The 24,200-nt window shown below is 40.0% G+C and carries 21 protein-coding genes; 10 read left to right on the top strand and 11 right to left on the bottom strand.

Going from position 1 to position 24,200, the window contains the following annotated elements:
- Nucleotides 1-39: 39 nt before the first annotated feature.
- The gene (locus tag ODQ17_RS10390) at nucleotides 40-843 is read right to left on the bottom strand and encodes a thioesterase family protein (protein WP_322903420.1); all 804 of its coding nucleotides are present in this window, start codon (nucleotides 841-843) and stop codon (nucleotides 40-42) included.
- A 196-nt stretch (nucleotides 844-1,039) separates the two neighbouring features.
- Nucleotides 1,040-2,842, bottom strand: coding sequence for an acyl-CoA dehydrogenase C-terminal domain-containing protein (locus ODQ17_RS10385; protein WP_322903418.1), 1,803 nt, complete (start codon nucleotides 2,840-2,842; stop codon nucleotides 1,040-1,042).
- Nucleotides 2,843-3,146: 304 nt separating this feature from the next.
- Between ODQ17_RS10385 and ODQ17_RS10380 the strand changes: the two genes are divergently transcribed.
- On the top strand, nucleotides 3,147-3,596 hold the full coding sequence (locus ODQ17_RS10380; RefSeq protein ID WP_322903578.1) for a PaaI family thioesterase: 450 nt from the start codon (nucleotides 3,147-3,149) through the stop codon (nucleotides 3,594-3,596).
- Nucleotides 3,597-3,616: 20 nt separating this feature from the next.
- On the opposite strand, the gene ODQ17_RS10375 is transcribed toward ODQ17_RS10380, so the two are convergent.
- The 6 genes from ODQ17_RS10375 to ODQ17_RS10350 are packed head-to-tail and all read right to left on the bottom strand — an operon-like array spanning nucleotide 3,617 to nucleotide 10,070.
- Entirely contained in the window at nucleotides 3,617-4,834 is a 1,218-nt protein-coding gene (locus ODQ17_RS10375) for an MFS transporter (RefSeq protein WP_174745543.1), read from the bottom strand.
- Between the two features lie 18 nt (nucleotides 4,835-4,852).
- The gene (gene dcaP / locus ODQ17_RS10370) at nucleotides 4,853-6,169 is read right to left on the bottom strand and encodes an outer membrane trimeric porin-like protein DcaP (RefSeq protein WP_144730878.1); all 1,317 of its coding nucleotides are present in this window, start codon (nucleotides 6,167-6,169) and stop codon (nucleotides 4,853-4,855) included.
- A gap of 36 nt (nucleotides 6,170-6,205) precedes the next feature.
- Nucleotides 6,206-6,859, bottom strand: coding sequence for a 3-oxoacid CoA-transferase subunit B (locus ODQ17_RS10365; RefSeq protein WP_016138550.1), 654 nt, complete (start codon nucleotides 6,857-6,859; stop codon nucleotides 6,206-6,208).
- A complete protein-coding gene (locus ODQ17_RS10360; RefSeq protein WP_016138551.1) occupies nucleotides 6,859-7,527 on the bottom strand; it encodes a 3-oxoacid CoA-transferase subunit A in 669 nt (222 codons plus the stop codon). Before ODQ17_RS10360 ends, ODQ17_RS10365 begins: the two co-directional genes overlap by 1 nt.
- Before the next feature lie 47 nt (nucleotides 7,528-7,574).
- A complete protein-coding gene (locus ODQ17_RS10355) occupies nucleotides 7,575-8,858 on the bottom strand; it encodes an MFS transporter (protein ID WP_322903414.1) in 1,284 nt (427 codons plus the stop codon).
- Nucleotides 8,859-8,915: 57 nt separating this feature from the next.
- On the bottom strand, nucleotides 8,916-10,070 hold the full coding sequence (locus ODQ17_RS10350; protein WP_151767379.1) for an acyl-CoA dehydrogenase family protein: 1,155 nt from the start codon (nucleotides 10,068-10,070) through the stop codon (nucleotides 8,916-8,918).
- A 311-nt stretch (nucleotides 10,071-10,381) separates the two neighbouring features.
- Here ODQ17_RS10350 and ODQ17_RS10345 point away from each other — a divergent pair, with 311 nt between their 5' ends.
- The 6 genes from ODQ17_RS10345 to ODQ17_RS10320 all read left to right on the top strand — a co-directional run bounded on the left by ODQ17_RS10345 (nucleotide 10,382) and on the right by ODQ17_RS10320 (nucleotide 16,955).
- Nucleotides 10,382-11,170 carry an enoyl-CoA hydratase gene (locus ODQ17_RS10345; RefSeq protein ID WP_322903410.1) on the top strand — a complete coding sequence of 263 codons (789 nt, stop codon included), beginning with the start codon at nucleotides 10,382-10,384 and terminating at the stop codon, nucleotides 11,168-11,170.
- A 29-nt stretch (nucleotides 11,171-11,199) separates the two neighbouring features.
- A complete protein-coding gene (locus ODQ17_RS10340; protein WP_322903408.1) occupies nucleotides 11,200-11,961 on the top strand; it encodes an SDR family oxidoreductase in 762 nt (253 codons plus the stop codon).
- A gap of 61 nt (nucleotides 11,962-12,022) precedes the next feature.
- The gene (locus tag ODQ17_RS10335) at nucleotides 12,023-13,546 is read left to right on the top strand and encodes a 3-hydroxyacyl-CoA dehydrogenase (RefSeq protein ID WP_322903406.1); all 1,524 of its coding nucleotides are present in this window, start codon (nucleotides 12,023-12,025) and stop codon (nucleotides 13,544-13,546) included.
- A gap of 14 nt (nucleotides 13,547-13,560) precedes the next feature.
- Complete coding sequence (locus ODQ17_RS10330; RefSeq protein ID WP_322903404.1) at nucleotides 13,561-14,766, top strand: 3-oxoadipyl-CoA thiolase; 1,206 nt, start codon at nucleotides 13,561-13,563, stop codon at nucleotides 14,764-14,766.
- A gap of 109 nt (nucleotides 14,767-14,875) precedes the next feature.
- Nucleotides 14,876-15,718 (top strand): IclR family transcriptional regulator, encoded by an 843-nt coding sequence (locus ODQ17_RS10325; RefSeq protein ID WP_009391028.1) that lies wholly within the window; start codon nucleotides 14,876-14,878, stop codon nucleotides 15,716-15,718.
- 64 nt (nucleotides 15,719-15,782) lie between these two features.
- On the top strand, nucleotides 15,783-16,955 hold the full coding sequence (locus ODQ17_RS10320; protein WP_322903401.1) for an MFS transporter: 1,173 nt from the start codon (nucleotides 15,783-15,785) through the stop codon (nucleotides 16,953-16,955).
- Nucleotides 16,956-17,011: 56 nt separating this feature from the next.
- Here the strand turns inward: ODQ17_RS10320 and ODQ17_RS10315 are convergent, their stop codons facing one another.
- Nucleotides 17,012-17,983, bottom strand: a complete 972-nt coding sequence (locus ODQ17_RS10315; protein WP_322903399.1) for an NAD(P)H-dependent flavin oxidoreductase — start codon at nucleotides 17,981-17,983, stop codon at nucleotides 17,012-17,014.
- Nucleotides 17,984-18,212: 229 nt separating this feature from the next.
- Here ODQ17_RS10315 and ODQ17_RS10310 point away from each other — a divergent pair, with 229 nt between their 5' ends.
- On the top strand, nucleotides 18,213-19,022 hold the full coding sequence (locus ODQ17_RS10310) for an enoyl-CoA hydratase (RefSeq protein ID WP_322903397.1): 810 nt from the start codon (nucleotides 18,213-18,215) through the stop codon (nucleotides 19,020-19,022).
- A 64-nt stretch (nucleotides 19,023-19,086) separates the two neighbouring features.
- On the opposite strand, the gene ODQ17_RS10305 is transcribed toward ODQ17_RS10310, so the two are convergent.
- Both ODQ17_RS10305 and ODQ17_RS10300 read right to left on the bottom strand, forming a co-directional pair.
- Entirely contained in the window at nucleotides 19,087-19,932 is an 846-nt protein-coding gene (locus ODQ17_RS10305; RefSeq protein ID WP_000996082.1) for an IclR family transcriptional regulator, read from the bottom strand.
- A 186-nt stretch (nucleotides 19,933-20,118) separates the two neighbouring features.
- The gene (locus ODQ17_RS10300) at nucleotides 20,119-21,336 is read right to left on the bottom strand and encodes a CaiB/BaiF CoA transferase family protein (RefSeq protein WP_322903395.1); all 1,218 of its coding nucleotides are present in this window, start codon (nucleotides 21,334-21,336) and stop codon (nucleotides 20,119-20,121) included.
- A 331-nt stretch (nucleotides 21,337-21,667) separates the two neighbouring features.
- On the opposite strand from ODQ17_RS10300, the gene ODQ17_RS10295 reads away from it, so the two are divergent.
- On the top strand, nucleotides 21,668-22,819 hold the full coding sequence (locus tag ODQ17_RS10295) for an acyl-CoA dehydrogenase family protein (protein ID WP_322903393.1): 1,152 nt from the start codon (nucleotides 21,668-21,670) through the stop codon (nucleotides 22,817-22,819).
- 61 nt (nucleotides 22,820-22,880) lie between these two features.
- Nucleotides 22,881-24,131 carry an MFS transporter gene (locus tag ODQ17_RS10290; protein WP_322903391.1) on the top strand — a complete coding sequence of 417 codons (1,251 nt, stop codon included), beginning with the start codon at nucleotides 22,881-22,883 and terminating at the stop codon, nucleotides 24,129-24,131.
- Nucleotides 24,132-24,200 lie beyond the last annotated feature (69 nt).

Here is a 24,200-nt window from a genome sequence, read left to right as displayed (position 1 = left end):
AAGTCATCCTTAGGGATGACTTTTTTATTGGCTTAAAATTTATTTAGCCATTTTACGTAAAGTCAAAATCTGCTCACTGCGTCCAAATGGACCATACACATCATGTAAAACCGCACTGGTTAAACCAATACCATCTGAGCCATATTGCTGAACAGTTTCCAGACCTAACCATTTACCTTTCGGATAACGGTGCATGTGAATCTGTAAATCAAGATTTGGAAAACCCCAAGTAAATTCGCCTTCTTGTCTTGGTACAATCCCGTTTGCGGTATCTATCATGCCAATCAAATGGGCAAAATCTTTCGTCGGCTGCCCTTCAACCATTTCTTTATCATTATTGAGCCAAACAATACCTTTGCCCGCACGATGCTGATCATCCGTTTTAGTGACGAGTGTCTGGATAAAACCACCCGGCCATCTTTTCATACCTGTCCATTCTGTAAAAGTATCTGGATGATGAACTGGCTGATCTTCAAGCCCAGCAATATCGGAACTATCTTGAGTACACATGCGCCATGCTCTAGCCACAATACAGGTTTTACCTTGTGCTTGCATTTCGGCTTCAATCAATTCAATGGTTTTACCAGCACGAATCACATGTGTCTTAATCGTAAATTCACCAAATGCAATCAATCCAAAAATATCAAAACTAATTCGACCAATTCGCATATCATGTCGTGGCGAAAATTGCTCTAACTCAGCTGCGATTACACCACTTGCAGGCGCCATGTGCTGTTCATGAGGATTCCAAGCCCCTTGTGCATGAACAGTTGAACAATAATGAGCAATAACTTCACCTTGAGGACCAATTGTTCTATTCAGTAATTGATAATAAGCATTCATGATTTTCTTTCCGTAGTCCTTGTCCAACATCTATATTTGATGAAAATTCACGTTTTAATGCTTATGTTAACCCTCTATTTGTTTGGCTCAACTGGTTTTTCCTACCAAAAACTGATGAGTCTAAAATTACAAATTTAATCACTAGGTAAAATTCCGCATGTCAATTTCACCCAGTGATTCTAGATATTACGATTCATTAAAATGCAAAAGCATCTTGATCAAGCTCCATCACAGATTCAGCGCCAGACTCAATAGAAGCAGCATGGCTCTGTGTACGATGCAAAAGTTTTTGATAGAAAAACTTAGCTGTCGTTAACTTTGCTTTATAAAAAGCTTCTTCTTGTGTACCCGATTCTAATTTTGCATGGGCAACTTGTGCCATTCGAGCCCACAAATAAGCGAACACGACGTAACTAGAAAAATAAAGATAATCTACTGAAGCTGCACCTATTTCTTCAGGATTGTGCTTCGCTTTCTCTGCAATCGTTTTGGTCAATGACAACCATTTTTGCTTAAGCTCAGCTAATTTTTCTAAATAAGGTGTCAGCACTTCATTTGATTGCTGTTGACCAATAAATTGATCAATTAGATCGGTCATATTCTTTAGAAGTTTGCCTTCTGACTTTAGAACTTTACGTGCAAGTAGATCTAAAGACTGGATTTCGGTCGTTCCCTCATACAATGTTGAGATACGCGCATCACGTACAATTTGCTCCATACCATGCTCAACAATGAAGCCGTGGCCACCAAATACTTGAACGCCATGCTTGGCAGACTCATTACCTGATTCTGTTAAAAAAGCTTTAGCAATTGGCGTTAAAAAAGCCAGTAATTCATCGGAGTGCTTTTGCTGTTCCTGATCGTTTGAACTTTCCACAATATCGACATGCTGAGCCAGAAAATAAGCCAGTGCACGGCCACCTTCAGAGAAAGCTTTTTGCGTCATTAGCATCGAGCGCACAGCGGGATGCACAATAATTGGGTCGGCATTTTTCTCAGGATATTGAGGACCTGATAACGATCGCATAGCAAGACGCTCTTTGGCATAACTTAATGCGCCTTGAAATGAAATTTCAGAAGCAGCGAGTCCTTGTACTGCCGTTCCAATACGTGCGGTATTCATGAAGGTAAACATACAATTGAGCCCGCGATTTTCAGGTCCAATCAAATAGCCTTGAGCACCATCAAAATTAAGTACACAAGTGGCATTGCCATGAATCCCCATTTTATGTTCAATCGCACTACAAACGACTTTATTACGGTCCAGCACCTGACCGTCGTCACTCACATTAAATTTAGGCACAATAAATAAAGAAATACCTTTGGTCCCTGCGGGTGCCTGAGGCAAACGAGCTAAAACAATATGAATAATATTTTCAGAAAGATCATGCTCACCTGCCGAGATAAAAATCTTTTCACCCGTAATTGAATAACTACCGTCCGGATTTGGTTCTGCTTTCGTTCTAATTAACCCAAGGTCCGAACCCGCATGTGATTCGGTTAAACACATGGTTCCAGTCCAGACACCGTTAATTAACTTAGTCAAAAACTTCTGTTTTTGGTGCTCAGTGCCATGATGCTCAATTGTTCTCATTGCCCCATGAGACAAGCCCGGATACATTGCCCAAGCCCAATTAGAACCACATAACATCTCTGAAATGGCAATCCGCAGCAATGTCGGCAAGCCTTGCCCACCATATTCAGTGTCGGCGGTTAAAGAGGTAAATCCAAGCTCAGCATATTTTTGGTAGGCTTCTTTAAAACCTTTCGGGGTTGTCACCACGCCTTGATTTAAATGACAGCCTTCCTGATCACCATTTTGATTTATAGGCGCCAACTCATTTTCACAAAAATCTGAGGCCGCCTCTAAGTATTGATCAATTAATTCTCGATTTACGCTTTCCTGATATTTGCTTAAACCTTGATAGTTCTGTTCTGTTTGAAGCATTTCATGCAACACAAATTGCATATCGCGTAATGGAGCTTTGTATAAAGGCATAGTTTTTTCCTTTCACCTCTCTGCCTGTGTCATGGGCAGATATCGTTTTTCCTTAAAATGGACTTTTATTGTTTCAATCTCACCAAAATATCAAAAAATTTCTTATAGCAAAATATATTTTCACTAATTTAATAAAATTATCGTAACTCATAAATGGAAATAAAACATAAATACATGTTTTAAAATAAAAATATAGTATTAAAAGTAATTAACACTGCTTAACCTGAATAAACTTTAATTTTGTATTGCAAAATTTTATTCCGTAAAAATTCAATTTATAGTATGGTGATTCGATTGTTTAATTATCCAAGGACGATTCATGGAAAGCCCGAAATACACAGGTCTTGAGTTTTTAACCGCTTTAAAAAATGGTGAAGTTTCTCCATCACCTATGGCTCATACCATACCGATGGAACTCGTTGAAGTTTCCGAGGGTAAAGCAACTTATAAAGTTACCCCTCGCAAAGAACATAGAAATATACAAGGCGGTGTACACGGCGGTTTTTGCGCCACAGCTTTAGATACAGCAACAGGCAGTGCAGCTCACACGTTACTTGAACATGGCGTTGGCTATGGAACCATTGATTTAAATGTAAAAATGATCCGCCCCATGCAGGTGAATACGTCTTACTATGCAACAGCCGAATTGATTAATGCGGGCCGTAATATTATTAGTACCGAAGGAAAAATCGTAGATGAGAACGGTAAAGTGTATGCTTTTGCCTCGGCAACATTAATGATTATTCGCAAATAATAAAATATTGAAGCTCCTGTTTATGGAGCTTTTTCTTGCTTTGCAATTTTGTTCATTTCATAAAAATCTAAGCGATCAATTATAAAACTTAATATTGCCATCGCTAAACCCAAAGCAGCACACGCTTCCCATCCCCAGTGTTTCCATGCATACACCGCAATAAAAGAACCCAAAGCGGCTCCACCAAAATATAAGGTCATATAAATTGAGTTAATACGCGAACGCGCCTCGGCCGAAATTCGATAGACCAAATTTTGGTTGAGTACATGAAATGCCGATAAACCAAAGTACGCCATAACAACCCCTACAGCGTAGGCCACCAGAGACTGCTGCGCAAAAAATAGTGGTATCCATGCACTTATTAATAAGCCCATACAAATCACTGCAATTTTATTCTCAAGCCCTGCCGCAATTTTCTTACCTGCCCAAGGGGTCGCAAACACACCTGCCAGTCCAACAATCCCAAATAAACCAATCTGGAAATCGTTAAAGTGATAAGGCTCATTCGCCAAAATAAAAGTCATGGTAGTAAAAATCAGAGCCAAAATACCAAAGCCAATTCCCCCTGCCAAACCACGGCGCAGTAAATGAGGCTGGTGAGCTGCTAATGAAAATAATGAACCATAAATCTGTAGAATATTGAGTTGGTGAGACTTACGCGCAACTGGCAACTTCACCCACATTACCCAAGCAAACACCAAAATGACAATTCCGCTAATTAAATAAACCGCATGCCAAGACCAAACTGTAGAAAGTAAGCCTGCAATAGAGCGCGCCAATAATATTCCCAAAAACAAACCACTCATGAGAGTGCCTACAACTTGAGGGCTTTTTTTCGGGCTAGCTAGACCTGCGGCGAAAGGAACTAAAACTTGAGTTGCAATCGAAAAGAATGTGGCTAAAAAGGTAAAACCATATAAAGCTGGCAAGGTTTGACTTAAGGATAACCCTACTTGTGCAAGCCCCGTACAACACATGAGTAAGCAAATATAACTACGTTTTTCAAAAAAATCGCCTAAGGGAACCAATATAAAAAGACCAACTGCATATGACAGTTGGCTAATCACAATGGTTAAAGCGACTTGATCGGCATTAACTTTTAATGCTTCTGCAATTGAATAGATTAAGGGCTGGTTATAATAGTTTGAACCCGCACAAATTCCACATGTCATTGCCATGATAAAAATAAAGCTTTTTGACAGTATATTTTCTGCATTGGGCTCAACTATTTTTTCCATTTTTAACTACGCCCTATTTTAAAATTTATACATCGATACAAAGTTTACGCGTGATACATCAGCGGTTCTGCCATCAAACACTTCTCGTTTGCCTTGATGATATTCCATACCAATATCCATTTGCTCAATCGGTGAATAGAAAACGTTAGCTGCGTAGTCCGTTAAGCGTTTGTTAGCATCTGGGTTGAGTTTGGCATAAGCAGTGTCGTCATCATAATCAAACATTGAAGCCGATAAGTTTGCACGCCATTGCTCATTGAATTTATATGAATAACCAATATTGATGCTATTCAACTTATTCATAACCAAATCTGTTTTGTCTTCGTTTAAAGAGAAATCACCCGCGGCATTTAAACTTGTTGAATTTGCCAAACCACTTTGCGTGGTATACGGCATAAATTTTTGATCACCAACAATATATTGATAATTTGCTTGTACCGACTGCTGAGGGGTGAGTTGATATTTTAAGCCGCCTCCAGCGCCCCAGCTTACTTTCTTCACCGTGGCAGTTGCGACATCAGTAGATTTTTCATTAATAAAGCCTTGAGCAAGTGCCGTTAAAGGCCCTTGTTTAAAGCTATAGCGTCCCGTTAAAGTTGGAAATGCTGAGACTCTCGAACCTGTATATTCCAAGGCTACTTTTAAATCATTATTGGCATCAATTTTCCAGTCATAGCGAATTTGAGGAGTACGCGTATAGGAAGTTCCCACAAATTGCGTGTAATCGACAGCTTCTGTACGAGTTTCCATGTTAGACATGAGTGACCATGTTTGGCCAAAGGTCCAGTCTTTATAAGTGAAAAAAGCATGACGGATACGGAATTTACCATCCCCTGTTCCCATATTAGAGCTATCAAAGAAATCGGCTTCAATATTGCCCGTTACTGCTTTATTAGGGCTATTAAAATAAACACCTAATCGGCTTGCATTAATCATGGCATCCGAACGTGCATGGTTTGAACGTTTTTCACTTTCAAAAGGTGTTCGGTACAAACTGCTGGTCGTTCTACCGCCCGAGTCTGGTGATGACTTAAAATCAACCGCTGCATCAATACGCGCAATACCGTAAACCTTCACGTTATCCGTCCAAGTGACCCATGAAGGAGCAACTGGCTTTTCTGTTACCGTTGCTTTAGTTTTTTCGATATTCTCTTCGATCTTAACCTGTTTGACTTGTAAATTATTTTGAGTTTGTTTCTGAGCAGCAAGTTCTGCTTTTAATTTTTGCAGCTCGGTTTCTAGCAAATTGATTCTTTGTTCTGTCGTATCTGAAGAATTTGCAAAAATAGTCCCTGAAGCCGCAGCGCAAGCTGCAGCTAAAATTAATTTTTTCATCTTTTAATCCTTAAAGAAGCGTTTTTCCGTGTGTATTTAGGCTACACGTGCATCAATTAGTTCACAGTCAGTGACCGCTTGTAATTCATCAAAACTAAGACCTTCCACCATTTCTGTGACATAAGCTTTTTGGTCTTTGAGTTCAATAATGCATAAATCGGTATAAATACGGTTTACACATTGCTCACCCGTCATTGGATAGCTCAGTTCTTTTACAATTTTGGACTCACCTTTTTTAGTAACATGTTCCATATAGACATAAATCGTTTTTGCGCCGACCGCCAAATCCATAGCACCGCCAACTGCGGGTACATCATCTGCTTTACCAGTATGCCAGTTTGCCAAATCTCCATTTACAGCAACTTGGAATGCACCAATTACGCAAATGTCCAGATGGCCGCCACGCATGATGTCAAACGAGTCACCATGATGCATAAAACAACCACCATCTAATAAAGTGACAAGTTCTTTTCCAGCATTAACCAAATCTTGATCTTCCTCACCAGGTTGTGGTGGTGGACCAAAAGCCAAGACACCATTTTCTGAATGTAAAAAGATTTCTTTATCTTTCGGCAAAAACTTAGCAACGTTGGTCGGCAAGCCAATCCCTAAATTGACATAAGAACCTTCAGGAATGTCATTGGCAATGAGTTTGGCAATATCTTCACGAGAACGCTTTTGAACTGACATTAGATATCTCCTACTTTTACAATGTGCTGAACAAAAATTCCCGGTGTAATAATGCACTCTGGATCAAGCGTTCCTAGTTCTACGGTGTCATTCACTTGAACAATCGTGGTCTTGGCGGCTTTTGCCATAATTGGCCCAAAATTACGGGCTGCTTTGCGGTAAGTTAAATTACCCCAGCGGTCAGCTTTATCGGCATAAATCAGTGCAAAGTCAGCTTCAAGTGGATATTCAAGTACATAGTTTTTACCGTTAATGGTTCGGGTTTCTTTACCTTCAGCAACTTTGGTGCCATAACCAGTCGGAGTAAAAATAGCCCCTAAACCAGCCCCTGCGGCCTGAATCCGACATGCCAAATTACCTTGTGGAACCAGTTCTAACTCAATTTTTCCCGCTCGATATAAGTCTTGAAAAACAGTTGATCCAGCAGATTTTGGAAATGAACAAATCATTTTTTTAACACAGCCCGCAATAATCAGATTTGTTAAACCACGATCACCAGAAGCCGCATTATTATTTACAATAGTCAGTTCTTTTTTTCCTAAATCAATTAAGGCTTCAATTAATTCAGCAGGTTGCCCTGTCACACCGAACCCGCCTGTCATGATGGTTGCTCCATCAGGAATAGCTTTTAAAATCGGTTCAATGTCACTGGTGATTTTATTTATCATCTCACTTGTCCCTTTTCATCCTTAATTTAAGGTGACAGATTGATCTGTCACTCTGCCTTTTGCGGGTTAAATAGTCGGTCTTTAATAAATAACAATGGAATTACCCCGCAGATAAAATAAGCCGCAGCCATCACCAAAAGCCCTAAGCCAATAGAACCGTTCTGCGATAGAAAACCAATTGTTAATGGAGAGAAAATAGAAAGTACTTTGCCAATGTTATACGCACCACCCACTGCCGAACCTCGAATTGAAGTCGGGAAACTTTCTGTCATATAGGTAGCATTAATTGCGTATGGAATACCGTAAAGGAAACCGAAGAACAGCATCATCCATAAAATATTCGTTGGTGTATTTAAATAGACAATGACCGGAATAAATAAAGCTGTACCAATGGTTCCGAAAGCGAATACAGCGCGGCGCCCTAATTTGTCGGCAACGATTCCTGCAATTACTTTGGCAAACATCATAATCAGGAAAGTACCGACCATATACATGGCCATTTCTTTAAATTTGATGCCAAGATCAGACTCTAAATAAGCTGGTAACCAGTTACTTACGCCGTAATAACCAAACTGCAATGCACCTGTACTAATAATCCAAAGTACAAACATGGTGCCGTGTTTCTTATCTCTTAAAATTTCAAGATATGGGTTTTGACGTTTTTTAGGTTGGTTACTTTGAGCGACTTCTAGCGCTTTTAATTGACGCGCTTTTTTCCAAGACTCAGGTTCAGGTACACAAAAGTGCATTAAAATTGACAATACCAAAGGGGTAATCGCAATCCAATACAGGAAACGCCAGCCATGTTCAGGAATAATATGACCTGCCAATAAGGTCGCTAACAAAGAACCTAAGGTATAACCCGTCATGAGAGTAGCCAAAACAGTCGAGCGATGTTTGGTTGGCACCATTTCTGACATTAAAATATTGCAGGCAATATAAAGTGCGCCTAAGCCCATCGCTCCAAATGTTCTTAAAACTGCAAATTGCATATAAGAATCAGTAAAACCCAGCGCACAGGTTAAAATTGAAGAATAAGCAATAAAGAACACAATAATGCGAACCCGTCCCAAACGGTCACATGCCCAACCACCAATCAGGCCACCAATTGCTGAACCTAAAAGTGTTAAACTACCTAATGTTCCAGCTTGTACACCCGTTAAATGAAACTCTGCTTTAAGACTGGTCAGGCTCAATGCCAAAAAACCTAAGTCTGCCCCATCACACAACAATGTTAAAAAAGCGAATACAAATGCGGTAATCCAAATTTTTTTTGGTGTCTGGATAGCTTCACTGCTAGCCGTATTTTGTGCAACGGTTTCTGTTGTCATGTCCATATCCTCAGAAGGAACATGAGGCATCCAATGCCTCATGGCATTTGTTTTTTATTAGGTAGTAGCTTCCCTAATCATGTTTTTGGCAATAATAATTTGTTGAACTTGCGTGGTTCCTTCATATAAACGGAACAAACGGACATCTCGATAAAAACGCTCAATGGCATATTCACTGATATAGCCTGCGCCACCGTGAATTTGTACACAGCGGTCAGCAACGCGTCCGCACATTTCGGTTGCAAACATTTTTGCGCAAGACGCTTCTGTACTAATGTTTTCGCCATTATCACGGCGGCGAGCTGCATCTAAAACCATACATTTAGCTGCATAAATCTCGGCCTTTGAGTCAGCAAGCATCGCTTGAATCAACTGGAAGTTTGCAATAGGCTGACCAAACTGTTTACGCTCAATTGCATATTGCAATGCGTCATTTAACATACGCTCAGAAACACCCACACTATATGCACCAATGTGTAAGCGTCCTTTATCCAGTACTTTCATGGCCGTTTTAAAACCGACACCTTCTACCCCACCGATGAGTGCAGAAGCAGGCACACGGCAATTTTCAAAAATCACATCACAAGTGTGCGAGCCCTTTTGCCCCATTTTTTGGTCAATTTTGCCTAACGTAATACCCGGTGTATTGGCCTCAACTAAAAAAGCTGAAATGCCACCAGACCCTTTAATTTCAGGATTGGTTCGAGCCATTACAGTGAAAGTTGCAGCATGGGGCGCATTGGTAATAAAACGTTTGGTACCGTTTAACACATAAAAATCACCATCTTTTACTGCGCTGGTTTTTAAAGAGGCAGCATCAGAACCAGATTCAGGCTCGGTTAAACAAAATGAACCAATAATTTCGCCACTTGCATAACGCGGTAAATATTTTTGCTTTTGCTCTTCTGTGCCATCAATCAAAATTGCACTTGAGCCAATACCGTTATTAGTACCAATTAAAGAACGGAAAGCTGGTGAAGTTTGCCCAAGTTCAAATGCAACTCTGACTTCTTCTTCCATGGTGATGCCTAGGCCGCCATACTCTTCGGGAATTGTGAGGCCGAACAAACCAAGCTCACGCATTTGCTGCACAATGTCATCTGGAATTTTGTCTTTCTCTACCACTTCGTTTTCACGAGGGATCAATTCATTTTTTACAAAATCTCGAATTGTTGAAAGTAACTGCTCCAACATCCCTTCATCACGGATCATCTGTGATCTCCCTTTTTATGTATTTCCATCGCACCCATCAGCCATCTCCAGCTTGTCTGGATACCATGTTTTAAATCTTGTTTACTGCGGATGTGTTTCATAGTACGAGAACGAAAATACAAATTTCAAGCTTTTTTGAAAATTAATTTCGTTAAACGAAATTTAAAAAACTACCATTACGTAATATCAAACACTTAGCTTATTTCATAGTTCATAATCGTCATAACAGACTAAATAAGACTTGAAATAAATTCCAAAACAAGCATCATAAAAGGAATATAGTTTTGATGTGCGAAACAAGGAATTCAAAAATGAGTGTATCAATAGGGAATAATTTCGTAGAAGTCGACTTTTCTATTCAAAAAATAGCGATTGTTAAAATTAACCGACCTGAAGCAAAAAATGCACTGAATACAGAGGTTCGCAAACAACTAGCGCAAGCTTTTACCGAATTAAGTTTTAACGATGAGATCAATGCAGTTGTGCTCACAGGTGGTGAAGAAGTCTTTGCCGCAGGGGCAGATCTAAAAGAAATGGCAACTGCAACTTCCACAGAAATGTTATTGCGTCATACCGAACGTTATTGGAACGCGATTGCTCAGTGCCCTAAACCTGTGATTGCTGCAGTAAATGGTTATGCATTGGGTGGTGGCTGTGAACTTGCAATGCATGCTGACATTATTATTGCAGGTAAAGGCGCAATCTTTGGTCAACCGGAAATTAAAGTCGGTTTAATGCCGGGTGCTGGTGGTACACAACGTTTATTCCGTGCTGTCGGTAAATTCCATGCTATGCGCATGATTATGACGGGTGCCATGGTGAAAGCTGAAGAAGCTTATATCATTGGTCTTGTTTCACAAGTCACAGAAGATGACCAAACCATTCCAACAGCCATTCAAATGGCGCAAAGCCTCGCAAAAATGCCTCCTATTGCCCTGCAACAAATTAAAGAAGTTGCCTTAATGAGCGAAGACGTTCCATTAAATGCAGGTTTAACCCTAGAACGTAAAGCATTCCAGTTACTGTTTTCGACCGAAGATAAAAATGAAGGCGTTCAAGCTTTTATCGAAAAACGTAAACCGTCATATCAAGGTAAATAATTTAAAACCATAATAACAAAGGAATGAATATGACCAGAAAAGTATTGATTAGTGCAGGTGGTTCAGGGATTGGACGATGCATTGCCGAAGCATTTTTAAACAATCATGATGAAGTTTTCGTTTGCGATATCAATGCTAAAAGCCTAGAACAATTTCAACAAGATTATCCAAAGCTGCACATATATACCTGTGATTTGTCTGACCATGAACAAATTAAACTCATGTTTAGCCAAGCAATTCAGAAACTTGGCGGTATTGATATTTTAGTCAATAACACAGGCATTTCAGGCCCGACCGTTGCAGCAGATGAGCTAAGTTTTGAAGACTGGAATACCGTTATTAATTTAAACCTGAATAGCACTTTTTTAATTACCCAGTTAGCCATTCCCTATTTAAGGAAAACACAGGCAGGCGTGATTATTAATATGTCGTCTATTGCCGGACGCTTAGGCTATCCATATCGATTGGCCTATTCCACTTCAAAATGGGGACTGATCGGTTTTACCAAAACGCTCTCTATGGAACTCGGTGCAGATAACATTCGAGTTAACGCTATTCTTCCAGGTGCGGTAGATGGTGATCGGGTTCAACACGTATTACAGGCCCGCGCCGATGTAGCAAATACCTCACTTGAAGAAGTGACTCAAAATGCACTGAAAAATCAGTCGCTCAAATATTTTGTCAATCCAAAGCATATTGCAGATTTATGCCTGTTTTTAGCATCAGACAGTGGTCGCTCAATTTCAGGTCAAATCTTACCGATTGATGGTGATAAACAATGCTTAAGCTAAATCACCAAACCCTATTTTTCCGTTTAATTTCAAATATTGATTAATCATCAGGATGATCGACATGACTTATGATATTAAAAGTATGGCTGTGATTGGTGTCGGTATTATGGGCAGCGGTATTGCTCAAATTGCTGCGCAGTCAGGTCATACCACTTATTTATATGATGCCAAAGCGGGTGCAGCAGAACAGGCCAAAGAAAAACTAGCTGCCACATTTCAAAAGTTAGTCGACAAAAATAAAATTACACTTGAGCAAGCAGCTCAGGCAAATAGCCATTTAGTTGTTGCTCATCAAATTGAAGGTTTAAAAAATTGTGACCTCATTGTAGAAGCAATTGTTGAACGCCTCGATATCAAACAAAACTTGATGCAACAGCTTGAAGACGTTGTTTCAGATAATACTATTTTAGCCTCAAACACCTCTTCTCTATCTATTACAGCCATTGCTGCAAACTGCAAAAAACCTGAACGTGTTGTGGGCTATCATTTCTTTAACCCAGTTCCACTTATGAAAGTGGTCGAGGTGATTCGTGGCTTAAAAACTGATCCACTTATTATTGATGCCTTAAATGATCTGTCTCGTGCATTTGGTCATCGCCCTGTTGTAGCGAAGGACACCCCTGGATTTATTATTAATCATGCTGGTCGGGCTTATGGAACCGAAGCGCTCAAAATTTTAAATGAAAACGTTTGTGACATTAGTGAAATTGACCGAATTTTACGTGACGGCGTTGGTTTTAGAATGGGTCCTTTTGAATTACTCGATTTAACTGGTCTTGATGTCTCACATCCAGTTATGGAGTCGATTTATCATCAGTACTATGAAGAAGCCCGCTACAAACCAAACCCGTTAACCAAGCAAATGCTTGATGCCAAACAACTTGGACGTAAAGTCAATCAAGGTTTTTATAATTATGAAACCGGTTCAAAAACAGGTGAACAACCTGCTCAGTTTGTAGAGCGTTTAGCGCAATATCCCAAAGTTTGGGTAACAGCCGATTTCCCTGAAGATAAAAAACTGCTCGAAGATTATTTAACTCAGCAAAATATTGCCTTAGACACCAATTTGGAACCACAAACAGATAGCTTATGTTTACTCGCTTGTTATGGTGAAGATACAACTCAAGCGGCTACTCGCCTTGGAGTTAATCCAGAACAAGCTGTTGCTATAGACATGCTTTATGCCATTGCAAAGCATCGAACCTTAATGCCTTCACTCATTACCAAACCTGAATATCGTCAGGCGGCTCACTCTATTTTCAATCTAGATGGAAATCTGGTGAGTATGATTAATGAAAGTATTGGCTTTGTTGCGCAGCGCGTTTTAGCAATGGTCATTAATTTAGGCTGTGATATTGCCCAGCAAAATGTTGCCACTGTAGATGATATTAATGCCGCTGTACGTCTTGGCTTAGGCTATCCATTTGGCCCAATTGAATGGGGTGATCAAGTCGGCAGTGAAAAAATCTTACTCATTCTGAACCGTATAACAGCACTTACGCATGACCCACGTTACCGCCCTAGCCCGTGGTTACAGCGCCGTGTCTCACTTCATTTACCTCTTACTTTTACTCACGAGTCTTGAAAAGGAATTTCTCAATGTTAAATGCATATATCTATGATGGTTTACGTAGCCCATTTGGCCGCCATGCAGGTGAACTTGCCTCAATTCGCCCTGATGATTTAGCCGCAACTGTCATTCAAAAACTATTAGAAAAAACTGGTGTTCCGGGTTCTGATATTGAAGATGTGATTTTAGGTGATACTAATCAAGCAGGTGAAGACAGTCGTAATGTGGCGAGGAATGCTCTATTACTTGCGGGATTACCAGTCACTGTGCCAGGCCAAACAGTAAACCGCTTATGTGCTAGTGGGTTAGGTGCTGTGATTGACTCAGCACGTGCAATTACGTGTGGTGAAGGCGAACTGTATATTGCAGGTGGTGTAGAAAGTATGTCACGTGCACCCTTTGTGATGGGTAAAGCAGAAAGTGCTTATAGCCGTGATGCAAAAATTTATGACACCACAATTGGCTCTCGTTTTCCAAATAAAAAAATTATTGCTCAGTACGGCGGACATTCAATGCCTGAAACAGGCGATAACGTTGCAGCCGATTTTGGTATTAGTCGTGAGCAAGCAGACTTATTTGCAGCCCAATCACAAGCCAAATATCAAAAAGCCAAAGAAGAAGGTTTCTTTGCCGATGAAATTACCCCAATTGAGGTTTTCCAAGGCAAAAAATTACCTCCTAAACTCGTTTCTGAAGATGAACACCCTCGCCCAAGCTCAACTGTTGAAGCACTTACAAAGTTAAAACCACTCTTTGAAGGTGGCGTGGTTACAGCTGGTAATGCCTCAGGTATTAATGATGGAGCAGCAGCACTTTTGATTGGTTCAGAAGCAGCAGGTCAAAAATATGACCTAAAACCAATGGCAAAAATCTTGTCAGCTGCGGCGGCTGGTATTGAACCACGCATTATGGGTGCAGGCCCGATCGAAGCCATTAAAAAAGCAGTTGCGCGTGCGGGGCTTACTTTAGATGACATGGATATTATTGAAATTAATGAAGCCTTTGCTTCACAGGTTTTATCTTGTTTAAAAGGCTTAAATGTTGATTTTAATGACTCACGAGTAAATCCAAATGGTGGTGCGATTGCTGTGGGTCATCCACTTGGTGCCTCTGGCGCTCGTCTTAGCTTAACAGTAGCTCGTGAGTTAATTCGCCGTAAAAAGAAATATGCAGTGGTGAGCCTATGTATTGGTGTAGGTCAAGGTCTTGCAATGGTGATTGAAAACGTTTCATAAGCATTGATCCAGATATCCATTCATCACAACAGCGCAGTGATGAATGGATTTATTTTGCATAGCGAAATATAATGGCAAAACTATTGCTTTAATTATATTTGAGGATCGAATGTCTCAAAACACAGAAACTGAAAAACCAATAAATTTTGATGAGATACGTTTAGATCCTATTTCGCATATACATCGGGAAAATAACCCGCAGTTTATTGCTTCTTTAGCGCGCGGTTTAGAACTTTTAAGATGCTTTTCTGCAAATAATCAGGTGCTTGGTAACCAAGAATTAGCAAAAATGACGGGTTTACCTAAACCGACCATTGCACGTATTACCAATACGCTTGTGTCTTTAGGTTATTTAAAACAATTACCTAACTCAACCAAATACACATTAGACATTGGTGTTTTATCTTTAGGATATGCAGCACTATCTAACATCTCGATTCGTAATATTGCTCATCAATATATGGAAGAGTTGAGTCAGTACGTCCAAGCTCCTGTGGCAATGGCAACACGTGACCGATTAAATATGGTGTATATCGATGTTGTGCAAATTGAAACTGCATTAAATATGCGCCGTCCAATTGGGTCAACCTTACCACTGCATAGTAGTTCAATGGGTCGAGCTTGTTTGGCTGCAACTCCTGAACGTGAGCGCAACTTTCTACTTGATGCACTGAAACAAAAGAACCCTGAAAACTGGCCAGCCATAAAACGCTCTTTAGAACGAGCTTTCCGTGATTACCAAGATTATGGATATTGTTTGTCTTTAGGTGAATGGCATAAAGAAGTGAACTCGGTGGCTGTACCTTTGGTCAGCTCCAAACATGGTCTTTATGTTTTTAACTGTGGTGCGCCAAGTTTTCATTTAAATCCAGAAAAACTTGAAGGTGAAATTGGACCACGTTTAATCCACATGGTGCACAATATTCAAGATGCATTGAATGAAACGCACTAATAACCATACTTAAAAAAGTCATGGTTGTGTTGATTAAAGTTCCACTTTCATTATGACTATAGGCATGATGAAAAACGCACTCTATACCCCAACCATTATTTTAATGGCAATTGCAGCAGGCATTTGTACAGGCGGAAATTATTTTAGTCAGCCACTCATTCATTCAATTAGTGTAAGCCTAAATTTAACTGAAACAACTACAGCGTGGGTGCCAACTCTAGCTCAAATCACCTACGCATGTGGCTTACTCTTTTTAATGCCATTAGGGGACATCATAGAAAAGCGCAAGCTACTATTTATCTTTATGTTATTGGCTTCAAGTGGATTAATTATTAGCGGGTTTTCGCACAATATTTATCTTTTACTGCTTGGCACCGTCATTACTGGTCTATTTTCTAGTTCAGCCCAACTGTTATTACCTCTTGCTGCAAGTCTGGTTCCGATTCAACAAAGCGGCCGTGTGGTTGGCTTTTTACTGAGCGGATTGATGATGGGTGTTTTACTCGCCCGTTCCCTTTCAGGGCTGATGTCTACACTTTTTGCATGGAATATTATTTATCTGGTCAGTGGTTTTCTGTTACTCATCATTGCCATCATTTTGCATCGTAATATTGGGTTATTTCCACCGACCAAATCAGAAAACTATGCAAAAACCATTCGCTCTCTTCCACAGATTTTTATTCAAAGTCGACGGTTAAGAACCAGAACTTATATTGGTGGTTTTACATTTGCATGTGTGAGTTTAACCTTTACCACCATGTCGTTGCTTCTGGCTCCAGCGCCCTATTTTTTTAGCGACTTTACCATTGGGCTTTTTGGTTTTGTTGGCGTGTTAGGAACTTTCGTTGCTAATTTCTCAGGCAAATTTATTGACCAAGGCTATATCCATAAAATTTCAATTTATTGTGGCCTCGGGCTTATTGTAAGTTGGATTCTTTTTTCACTTTTACCCTACCATTTTGCTTTTTATATTATTGCTTTACTCATTCTTTACGCTTCTCTTTCTGCTGTACATGTCACCAACCAAAGTATTGTATTTAAACTTAATCAAGAATTACGCTCACGGTTTAATGCGATTTATATGACTGGTTACTTTGCTGGCGGCGCTTTAGGCACAACGGCAGGAAGCTACGCTTGGAAACACTTCGGATGGACAGGTGTCTGCATTTTAGGCTTAATTTTTGCCGCTTTATGTCTTTATTATTGTGTGAGGGATGCAAAAAATCAGCACAGTTAAAACTTGTGCTGATTTTATATGAACCGTGCTCTATATTAATGAAACTAGATTAAGTCCTATAAAAGCCCTAATAATCGACCACGAATAATGTCTTCTGCATCTTTGACAATTCGGCTAACCAATTCATCGCATGTCGGAATATCATGAATCAAGCTTGCGACTAAACCGCATGACCATGCACCTGCATTAACATCGCCATCAATCATAACTTTTGGATAGACGCCAGCAACTTCTTCAATAATATCTTCAAATTTAATGGTATCGCCTAGCGCTTTTTCTTTTGCTACGATTTTTTCTACGGCCGCATTATTCATGACACGTTCTGTGTTTCGCAAAGCCCGCATAATTAAACGCGTATCTCGTTCGGTTGCATTCAAAATCGCCTGTTTCACATTTGCATGTACAGGAGCTTCCTGAGTCGCAATAAAACGGGTTCCCATATTAATTCCATCGGCTCCCATCGCCAAAGCAGCAGCGAGTGAGCGCCCATCTGCCATTCCACCTGAAGCAACAAACGGAATTTCTAATGCATCGGCTGCTAAAGGCAATAAAATCATATTTGGCACGTCATCCTCACCAGGATGCCCCCCACACTCGAAACCATCTACAGAAACCGCATCGCACCCAATTTGCTGAGCTTTTAAGCTATGTCGAACCGAAGTACATTTGTGAATTACTTTAATACCAGCAGCCTTTAAATACGGCATGACTTGTTCAGGATTACGCCCCGCTGTTTCTACAACCTTTACCCCACCTTTAATGATTGCTTCAACAAAACCCGGATAATCAGGGGTATTTACCGTAGGCAAAAAGGTTAAATTTACCCCAAAAGGCTTGTCGGTCATTTCTCGGCAACGTGCAATTTCTTTTGCCAGATTTTCAGGTGTACGCTGAGTCAGGCCAGTGATAATGCCTAACCCACCCGCGTTAGAAACCGCAGCAGCAAGCTCTGCAAAACCAACATAATGCATACCACCTTGAATAATTGGATGCTCGATTTCAAATAGTTCTGTAATTTTGGTCTTCATATTCTTTCCACTCACTGTTCTATAGCTAGCTTCTCATTTCCTTAGCAGAGCTAGATGCTTATTTACTCATAAATCCTATCAGCATTTAAAGTAATTTAAGTTAAAAATTTCACAATACAAAATTATATACCACAATATAAAACAAAATAATTGATAACGGAATTATTTTTCGATAGCATTATTTTAATGAGTTTAATTTTTAGACAGAAGTTATTTAAAGGAATGAATCATGCAGCAGGACAACAAAACTCAAAACGAGCTTAAAACAGGCACAATTCATGAATATTTTGATAGAAATATACTAACGCTCACCATGAGTAATCCAACTAAAAAGAATGCGATTAATTATGAAATGTATGCGGCGCTAAGTCAGTCATTAGATGAGGCTGCAACTAATCAAGACGTTCATGTGGTTGTGCTTACTGGTGAAGACTCCGCATTTACGAGTGGTAATGATGTCAATGCATTTGAAAAACGCGATACCACCAGTTCAGAACCACCCGCTTCGATTGTTTTCTTAAAAAGCTTAGCAACATTTCCAAAACCGATTATTGCTAAAGTAAATGGTGTGGCAATTGGCATTGGCAGCACTATGCTTCTACATTGTGACCTTGTGTATGCAAGCCAAAACTCTATTTTTCAGTTTCCTTTTGTGAACCTCGGACTTGTACCCGAAGCGGGTTCAAGTTACATCCTGCCAAGATTATTGGGCTTTGCTCGAGCTTCTGAGATTATTTTACTCGGTGAAAAGTTTTCGGCAGACCAAGCAAAGAATTATGGCTTAGTGAATGAAATATTTAAAGCAACTGAGCTAGATCAAGTAGTTGACGATGTGGCAATTAAACTTGCTCATAAACCAAGTCAAGCCTTACAACTGAGTAAAAAATTGCTAAGAGATATGCCAATCGATGATCTACTCAATCGTATTGACCATGAGTCGACTATTTTCTCACACTGTTTACAGGGTTCCGAGTTTAAAGAAGCATTAAGTGCTTTCAAAGAAAAAAGAAAACCGAACTTTCACAGCCAAACAGTCTAGATACACCCACTAAAAAGCCAGCATTGAAAATCAAAGCTGGCTTTTTTAAGTGAATCAGATAAGTTTAGCTAATCTCGGTACGGATATTATTCACCATGTGTAAAAGACGCGGTGCAATATCTTCTTCGAGTTTTTCACGATTCATAATAAAGCTTGGGCCGCCACAGTTGAACACCAGCAAACCATGTTGTTCATGAATCAGTGGAACGGCAACTGAATTGACATCTTTATGCCATTCGCCGATTGAAAAACAGTATCCAAAATCTTGGTAGTCTTTAAAAGCTTTGTCTAAATCACGATTAATTTTGATCCAGTCTTCTTTGTGCTTGCTACGAATAGCATCAAGTAAAAACTCTCTTTCATCTTCAGGCATTGCAGCTAAACAGGCACGTCCCATCGAACTTAAATGAATCGGTAAATAAGTTCCAACTTGACGACGCATGGTCATATTGCCTTTACCTTGTACCACATCAAGATAAATCATGTTTAATCGATCACGTGTTGCCATTGCAACAGCAGCGCCAGCATAGTCTGCCAAATTTTTCATATATGGATGAGCAATAGAGCGAATCGACACGTTAGACAGCATGGAATAACCAAATGCAAGAACACCCACTGAAAGCTGGAATTTGCTTGAGTTAGGTACTTGTTTGATATAGCCCAAACGCGACAAGGTATGTGTAAGGCGAGTAATGGTTGGTTTTGGCAAACCTGTCATCTGAGCAAGCTCTTGGTTGCCCAAATGCTGATGCTTCGGCGTAAAACAACGTAATAGCTCTAAACCACGTGCTAATGCAGTAATAAATTGGCGATCATTTTCATCCTGCATGTCTTCAATCGGATGTAATAATTCATGCCTTAACGGCGCTAATAATTTTTCTGTCTGTTCCGCATCAACTGCATCGTTCATTGTCATACCAATCCATATTTTGTTTCGCACTGCGAAAATTATAATCTATTTTTTCTATAAATAGCAAAAGAGCAAACATCCGAGTCTGCATCTAAAAGATAACTTCATTTAACTCATTAAAGCGAAAGATTAAATATTTTATTTTCTGATTTTAAATATAATTTTAACCTTCCGCTTTTAAGCCACCTACCCAATTACGCCCTTTTCTTTGAGCTCAGCTAGTTTTTCAGGAGAAACTACTCGACCTAAAACCGCCTGCGTATGTTCACCCAACAATGGAGGAGCTGTTTTGTATTCAACAGGCGTTCTAGAAAGTTTGATTGGCGAGCCAATTACTTTCAATTTCTCACGTTGAGGATGGTTCATCTCGACTAACATTTCTCGGGCAATGACTTGCGGCTCTTGAAAAGCTTGTTCCAAGTTATTAATCACACCTACCGGAACTTTAGCCGCATAGATTGCATCTACCCATTCATCTGCCGTTTTAGTTAAAAAGTGTGTTTGTAAAATTCCGATAATTTCATCACGATGCTTGATTCGGTCCGCATTTCGGGCAAAACGTGCATCATTTGGTAAATCGGGTAAACCAATACTTCTACAGAGTTGAATAAACTGTGTGTCATTTCCACACGCGATAATAAAATCACGATCAGATGCTTTGAACACTTGATAAGGCACAATATTGGCATGTGCATTGCCATAACGCTTAGGGATATTTCCTGATGAAAGATAATTCATTCCCTGATTTGCCATTGTGGCAATTTGAACATCAAGCAAAGCCATATCAATGTATTGACCTAAACCTGTCACATGGCGGTTGAGTAAAGCAGCCTGTATGGCAATCGTAGAATAAAGTCCGGTTGCTAAATCGGAAAATGCGACCCCTACTTTTTGAGGGCCTCCACCCGGCAAATCATCACGCTCACCCGTGACTGACATAAGCCCGCCCATGCCCTGAATAATAAAGTCATAACCAGGCTCCTCTGCTCTTGGGCCATTTTGACCAAAACCTGTAATTGAGCAATACACCAGTTCAGGGTTAATGGCAGATAAAGACTCATAGTCCAAACCGTATTTTTTCAAAGACCCCGCTTTGTAGTTTTCGATCACGACATCAGTGTCTTGAATGAGGGCTTTAATCAATTCTTGGCCATCAGAACTCGCAATGTCGATAGCAACCGATAGTTTATTGCGGTTGGTTGACTGATAATAAGCAGCTTCTTGAGTGTCTTGGCCTGAGTTATCTTTCATCCAAGGTGGTCCCCAAGAACGGGTATCGTCACCAACTTTCGGTCTTTCAATTTTGATTACTTCTGCACCCAAATCGGCAAGAATCTGTCCACACCAAGGCCCAGCCAATACCCGACTTAAGTCAAGCACCCGAATTCCATTTAAAGCACCCATCTTCATCCCACTATATTTTGTGACTTATTTCCTATAGGAAAACTTATCCATTTAAAATTTCGCATAGCGATATATATTTTTAATATACACAGCTCTTTTGAAAAATCAAACTATAATTTTCCACTAAAAATAATGATTTTTTATAAGAAAATATAGCTTAAATAAATCAATAAATTAGCCAAACATAAATCAACAACAAAGTATCGCATTGCGAAATTAATTTTCAAAATATATTGTTTTGCGTTCATCCTTTGATTACTATCGCTTCAAATATTGGTGATTTTACGAACATCACATTGATGTTTTCTGCATGTAGTAAAAGGACGAGACTATGATTCGTGATCAGGAAACCTTAGATCAACTTGTTGATATGATTCGACAATTTGTTGAAGGTGTATTAATTCCTCATGAGAATGAAGTCGCTGAAACAGATGAAATTCCTCAAGATATTGTTGAGCAAATGAAAGTTCTCGGCTTATTTGGTTTAACCATTCCTGAAGAGTACGAGGGTCTTGGCCTGACGATGGAAGAAGAGGTCTATGTAGCTTTTGAGTTAGGACGCACCTCTCCTGCTTTTCGCTCTCTTATTGGAACCAATAATGGCATTGGCTCAAGTGGCCTGATTATTGATGGTACTGAGGCACAAAAATCCTTTTTCTTGCCGCGTTTAGCACGTGGTGAAGTGATTAGTTCTTTTTGCTTAACCGAACCAGATGCGGGTTCTGATGCTGCCTCTTTAAAAACCAGCGCAGTAAAAGACGGTGACTTTTACATTTTAAATGGTACTAAACGCTTTATTACCAATGCTCCTCACGCTGGTGTATTCACAGTCATGGCACGTACAAACTTTGATATTAAAGGTGCTGGTGGTATTTCTGCTTTTATTGTCGATAGCCAAACTCCCGGTATTTTTCTTGGCAAACGCGATAAAAAGATGGGGCAAAAAGGCGCCCATACCTGTGACGTTATTTTTGAAAATTGTCGCATCCCTACTTCCGCATTGATTGGTGGTGTTGAAGGCGTTGGTTTTAAAACTGCCATGAAAGTACTCGATAAAGGCCGTTTGCATATTGCAGCTTTGAGTGTTGGAGCAGCAACTCGAATGTTAGATGATTCTTTAAATTACGCCATCGAACGTAAGCAATTTGGACAAGCGATTGCGGAATTTCAACTCATTCAAGCCATGCTTGCCGACTCAAAAGCCGAAATTTATGCCGCTAAATGCATGGTCTTAGACGCTGCCCGCCTACGCGATGCAGGACAAAACGTTAGCACCGAAGCTTCTTGCGCAAAAATGTTTGCAACCGAAATGTGTGGTCGTGTTGCTGATCGCTGCGTACAGATTCACGGCGGTGCGGGTTACATCAGTGAATATGCGATTGAACGTTTTTATCGAGATGTCCGTTTGTTCCGCCTTTATGAAGGCACGACCCAAATTCAACAAATGATTATTGCCCGAAACATGATTCGCGCTGCGTCTTAATCAAATTTTAAGCACTTCAAAACGACTTGAAGTACTTTCAATCAAATGTAGGTAATGGATTATGGCTACAAATTACAAAGAAGGTCTTTCACGTATACAGCCTCATACGTGGAAAATAGCATTTATTTTTGCATTTCTAGCACTATTGGTAGATGGAGCAGATTTGATGCTGCTGTCTTATAGCTTAAATAGTATTAAGGCAGATTTTGGATTAAGTTCAGTACAAGCAGGTATGCTCGGCAGTTTTACATTAGCAGGTATGGCTGTTGGTGGAATTTTTGGGGGATGGGCGTGCGATAAATTTGGTCGCGTCCGCATTGTTGTTATTTCTATTTTAATTTTCTCACTCCTCACCTGTGGCTTAGGTTTTACTCAGAGCTTTCTTCAATTTGGTATTTTAAGATTTTTTGCATCACTGGGTTTGGGTTCACTTTATATTGCCTGTAATACCCTCATGGCAGAATATGTACCAACACGTTTCCGCACCACAGTACTTGGAACCTTACAAGCGGGCTGGACTGTAGGCTATATTGTTGCGACTTTGCTTGCAGGTTGGATTATTCCTGATCATGGCTGGCGCATGCTGTTTTATGTTGCGATTATTCCCGTCATTATTGCTGTGCTCATGCATATTCTTGTACCAGAACCAGAAGCGTGGCAAAAGTCTCGACTACAACAACCTGTTGTGGCTCAAAACGCATCGAAAACCTCAGCATTTAAACTCATTTTCCAAGATAAACGAAACCGCAATATGTTTATCTTGTGGGCTTTAACCGCTGGCTTTTTGCAGTTCGGCTACTATGGCGTAAATAACTGGATGCCGTCATACCTTGAAAGTGAACTGGGTATGAAATTTAAGGAAATGACCGCCTATATGGTAGGTACATATACCGCTATGATTTTAGGTAAAGTCCTTGCGGGCATTATGGCCGATAAATTAGGACGTCGTTTTACCTATGCTTTTGGTGCAATCGGTACTGCTATTTTCCTACCTCTGATCGTTTTTTATAACTCACCAAGCAACATTCTATATTTATTGGTCACCTTTGGTTTCCTATACGGCATCCCTTATGGCGTAAATGCAACCTATATGACCGAAAGCTTTGCAACTGCCATTCGCGGTACAGCCATTGGTGGAGCTTATAATGTCGGACGTTTAGGCGCTGCGTTAGCCCCTGCAACGATTGGATTCTTAGCCTCTGGCGGGTCTATTGGTTTAGGTTTTGTCGTCATGGGTGCAGCTTATCTGATTTGTGGTGTGATACCAGCCCTATTTATTAAAGAAAAATTATATGACCCTCAAAAGTCATAAAAAGATCTATCACATAGGTCATAGGGCCTATATGGTTGATGGTGCTAACCATTTAAACAAGTGTTTTAG

This window comes from Acinetobacter sp. IRS14, assembly GCF_034650275.1.
In the GTDB taxonomy this organism is placed as follows: Bacteria; Pseudomonadota; Gammaproteobacteria; order Pseudomonadales; family Moraxellaceae; genus Acinetobacter; species Acinetobacter oleivorans.
Note: the sequence above shows the minus strand (reverse complement) of the source record. Positions and strands in the feature narration are given on the sequence as shown.